The 703-nt window shown below is 38.1% G+C and carries 1 protein-coding gene; it reads right to left on the reverse strand.

Going from position 1 to position 703, the window contains the following annotated elements:
• Positions 1-84: 84 nt before the first annotated feature.
• The gene (locus WMO65_RS26400; RefSeq protein WP_148393961.1) at positions 85-537 is read right to left on the reverse strand and encodes a hypothetical protein; all 453 of its coding nucleotides are present in this window, start codon (positions 535-537) and stop codon (positions 85-87) included.
• Positions 538-703: the final 166 nt, after the last annotated feature.

A 703-nucleotide genomic window follows, 5' to 3' on the forward strand; every position in this document is an offset into this window, starting at 1 on the left:
CATCATATCAAATTGCAGTATAAAAAGATTTAAACTATTGACGGCCCCGGCGAAGAACCGGGGCCTTACAGCTTTTTATGTATTTTATCTTTTAACAGCAGGACAAATCTCATGATTAGGATCGTACCATAATACATTAAAAACACCATTTTCCAGAATACCATAAATTCGCAATGTCGCTGTTAATCTCAACGAAAAAACCTGGTCAATATCTAAATGTAATTCTTCAATTCGTCTCTGGGCGTCCTTACAAAGAATAGCTATATCTTCAAAATGGCTATTCGTACCATTCCTCCGTCCACCCGACGCAGATTGTATTTCTGCCCATGTCTGTCCTTCAAAGGAGATTAACTTATCTAATATTTCTTCATTAAAGTTCTTGCAGTTCTTTATTGACCATTTTTCATGATTAACATCACAACGTTGAAAAGCCCAGATAGGATGCTTTTTTAAGTATCCCTCTGGGTTTTCAACAACTTTAGGCATTTTAGAACTCTTTGCACTTTCCGCTTGCTTAACTATCTTTTTCTTACCCATTATTGCAGGCCTCCGTAATATTGCATCATACTTTCTTTGCTAATTACATTACTACATGCCTGCCCAGCTCGTACTCCAACCCTAGCTGATTTCCAAGGTGCTTCCTTATGCGTAAGCTCACTCAACCATTGCGGCTCTTTATCTCCATAATAGTCCAAAACTGCGT

This window comes from Blautia caccae, assembly GCF_040095955.1.
GTDB lineage: Bacteria > Bacillota > Clostridia > Lachnospirales > Lachnospiraceae > Blautia > Blautia celeris.